The following is a 2,965-nucleotide window of genomic DNA, read 5'->3' on the forward strand; positions in this document are numbered from 1 at the left end:
CGGTGCGCGGCCGGGCCCCGCGCCGCCCGCGCGCACGCGGGCGGGCGAGGAGCTGACGGCGACGACCGTGCTCGGCACGGTGCTGCTGCTCGCGGCCGTCACCGGGCTCGCCCTCGCGGAGGCGCGGACGGCGGCCGAGCGGCGCCGGAGCGCGCAGCCCGCGGCCGTGTAGCGCGGAGGACGAACGGCCGACCGGGCTTTCAGGATCCGGCGGCCAGGCGGCGCAGCTGGTGGGCCCGGGCGGCGAGGTCGCCCGGGCCGGCCCGCTCGGCCAGCCGGTCCGCGATCCGGGCCCGCACCTCGTCCGGCTTGTTGCCCGCGTACTTGAACTTCGCCCGGACCTCCGTCACCTCCAGGCACAGCCCCCGGATGCCGGGGAGCAGCCGTCCGAACGGCGCCTCGCCCGGGGTGACGGGGACGGTCCCGCCCTCCGGCTGGAAGTGGGCGACCTGGCGGTTCAGCAGCTCGGCCTTCTCGGCCGGATCGTCCACCACGCGCGCGGTGCAGCGCAGTTGCACCGCCGCGTAGTACGACGTGGGCGTGGCGTGCTCGGTGGGCGCGCCCTCGGGCGCCGTCCAGGGGCCGGGCGCGTACACGTAGTCGTCGACCACGCTGAGCACCACCCGCGGGTCGGCCTCCAGGGCGCGCCAGAGGGGGTTGGGGCGGGCGAGGTGGAGCAGGGCGCGGCCGTACGGGCCGGGCTCCGCCTCGTACCGGAAGTGGGTCGGCTGCACCCAGGGCGGGTCGCCGGGCAGGCCGTTGACGGCGAGCTGGCCGAAGTCGTGGCGGGCGAGCCACTCCTGCCACTCGGCGTCGTCCGTGGCGGCGTCCCAGGGGTGGATGAGCATGCCGGTCCCCCTCAGAGCGCGGTCAGGTAGTCGGGCAGGGCGATCGCCGGGTCCAGGTCCGCCGACGGGACCGGGGTGCCGGTGCGCGGCGCGACCGGGACCACGCCGGCCCAGTGCGGCAGCGCCAGGTCCTCGGCGTCGTCGTTCGGCCCCGCGGCGCGGACCTTCGCCGACACCTCCTCCAGGTCGAGCCGGATGACGGCGGTGGCGGCCAGTTCCTTGGTGTTCGCGGGCCGCGCGTCGGCGGAGCGGCCGGGGACGACCTGGTCGACGAGCGCGTCGAGGGCGGTGCGCAGCTCCTCGGGGTCGGTGACCTGGCGGGCGATGCCGTGGACGACGACCGAGCGGTAGTTGAGCGAGTGGTGGAAGGCGGAGCGGGCCAGGACCAGGCCGTCGACGTGGGTGACCGTGAGGCAGACGGGCAGGCCGGGGGAGTCGGCCGGGCCGCCGGGGCCGGTGGCGGTCGCCGCGGGGCGCGTGCCGGCCATGCGGAGCGGGCGGGAGCCGGTGGAGCCGTGGACGTACAGCCGCTCGCCGATCCGGCCGTAGAGGGTGGGGAGCACGACGGGCGCCCCGTCCCGTATGAAGCCGAGGTGGCACACGTACCCCTCGTCGAGGATCGCGTGCACGAGCGCCCGGTCGTACGAGGCACGCTGCCGGGAGCGGGTCGGCACGGTCCGGTCGGTGGGGGTGTAGTCCGCGAGGCGTCCGGGGGTGGTGGTCGTGGCGCTCATGGCGGCCCCTTTGCGATCCCTATTGCACTAGTGCATAATCTGGTTTGTGCTAGGAGAGTATCGGATCGAAGGTCGTCGCGCATCGGAGATCGCCGCCAGCGTGGAGCGGGGGGTGGGGACGGGGGCGCTGGAGCCCGGCCGGTCGCTGCCGCCGCTGCGGGAGCTGGCCGCCGAGCTGGGCGTCAACCCGAACACCGTCGCCGCCGCCTACCGGACCCTGCGCGAGCGCGGGGTGATCGAGACCGACGGGCGGCGCGGCAGCCGGGTGCGGCCGCGCCCCGCCACCACCGCGCGCGGCTCGCTGCGCGTCGAGGCGCCGCCCGGCGTCCGGGACCTCAGCGGCGGCAATCCCGACCCCGCGCTGCTGCCGCCGCTCGGTCCGGCCCTCGCCGAGGCGGCCCGGCGGTACGCCGAGCGGCCCGGGCTCTACGGGGAGGCGCCCGTCGACCCGGAGTTCGCCCGGCTCGCCCGCGAGGCCTTCGACGCCGACGGCGTCCCCGACGGGCCGGTCGGGGTGGCGTCCGGCTCTCTCGACGCCATCGAGCGGGTCCTCGCCGTCCACCTCAGGCCCGGCGACGCCGTCGCCGTCGAGGACCCCGGCTGGGGCAGCCTCCTCGACCTGGTCCCCGCCCTCGGGCTCCGCCCCGTCCCCGTCGCCGTCGACGACGACGGCCCGCGCACCGCCGACGTCGAGCGGGCGCTCGCGCGCGACGGGGTCCGCGCGGTGATCGTCACCGACCGCGCCCAGAACCCCACCGGCGCCTGCCTCGGCGCCGCCCGCGCCGCGGAGCTGCGCCGCGTCCTCGCCGCGCACCCCGGGGTGCTGCTCGTCGAGGACGACCACGGCCACGGCATCGTCAGCCGGCCGCTGCGGCCGCTCGCCGGGGTCACCGGCCGCTGGGCGCTGGTCCGCTCGGTCGCCAAGGCGTACGGGCCGGACCTGCGCATCGCCGCCTTCACCGGCGACCACGAGACCGTCGACCGCGTCCTCGGCCGGCAGCGCCTCGGCCCCGGCTGGGTCAGCCGGCTCCTCCAGCAGGCCGTCGTCCACCTGTGGAGCACCGGCGCGGTCGATCCGGAGACGGTCGCCGACGCGTACGGGGAACGGCGCGACGCCCTGGTCCGGGAGCTCGCCCGGCGGGGCGTCGAGGCGCACGGGCGCAGCGGCATGAACGTCTGGGTGCCGGTCGCCGACGAGACCGGCGCCGTCGCGCGGCTGCTCGGCGCGGGCTGGGCGGTCGCCCCCGGCGCCCGCTTCCGCATCGCCACCGGGCCGGCCGTCCGCCTCACGGTCTCCCCGCTCGCCCCCGACGACATCGGCCCGCTGGCCGACGCCGTCGCGGACGCCGCGGGCCCGGCCCCGGCCCGCAGCTACGGCTGAGG

3 protein-coding genes are annotated in these 2,965 nt (G+C 77.9%); 1 reads left to right on the plus strand and 2 read right to left on the minus strand.

Annotated elements, in window-relative coordinates:
- Positions 1-200: 200 nt before the first annotated feature.
- Both ACFW1I_RS30580 and ACFW1I_RS30585 read right to left on the minus strand, forming a co-directional pair.
- Entirely contained in the window at positions 201-848 is a 648-nt protein-coding gene (locus tag ACFW1I_RS30580; RefSeq protein ID WP_384675991.1) for an FMN-binding negative transcriptional regulator, read from the minus strand.
- An 11-nt stretch (positions 849-859) separates the two neighbouring features.
- A complete protein-coding gene (locus tag ACFW1I_RS30585) occupies positions 860-1,582 on the minus strand; it encodes a pyridoxamine 5'-phosphate oxidase family protein (protein WP_384675994.1) in 723 nt (240 codons plus the stop codon).
- 46 nt (positions 1,583-1,628) lie between these two features.
- Here ACFW1I_RS30585 and ACFW1I_RS30590 point away from each other — a divergent pair, with 46 nt between their 5' ends.
- On the plus strand, positions 1,629-2,963 hold the full coding sequence (locus ACFW1I_RS30590) for an aminotransferase class I/II-fold pyridoxal phosphate-dependent enzyme (protein ID WP_384675995.1): 1,335 nt from the start codon (positions 1,629-1,631) through the stop codon (positions 2,961-2,963).
- Positions 2,964-2,965: the final 2 nt, after the last annotated feature.

It is taken from the genome of Streptomyces sp. NPDC058955, assembly GCF_042741435.1.
Lineage (GTDB): Bacteria > Actinomycetota > Actinomycetes > Streptomycetales > Streptomycetaceae > Streptomyces.